General features: G+C 55.7%; 1 protein-coding gene. It reads right to left on the bottom strand.

Translation table 11 applies throughout. From position 1 onward, the window contains the following. On the bottom strand, positions 1 to 228 hold a 228-nt coding region (locus tag NLU14_RS23025; RefSeq protein ID WP_275710980.1), incomplete at both ends, for a ribonucleotide-diphosphate reductase subunit beta.

Here is a 228-nt window from a genome sequence, read left to right as displayed (position 1 = left end):
CTCATCGGTGTCGACGCCGAAGGTGCTCAGATAGTCGTGCTTGTCCTTCATCTCCTTATACTGGAGGAAGGCGGCATATTCGGTCTCGGGCATGCCGATCGTGTCGAGCAGGTGCGAATAGGCAGCGATGTGGACCGTCTCCATGTTGCTGAACGCGGTCAGCATCATCTTGATCTCGGTCGGCTTGAACACGCGGCCATATTTCTCGTGGTAGCAATCCTGCACTTC

Origin of the sequence: Marinobacter iranensis (genome assembly GCF_029207565.1) — a bacterium.
Lineage (GTDB): Bacteria > Pseudomonadota > Gammaproteobacteria > Pseudomonadales > Oleiphilaceae > Marinobacter > Marinobacter iranensis.
This window is presented reverse-complemented; position numbering and strand designations above follow the sequence as displayed.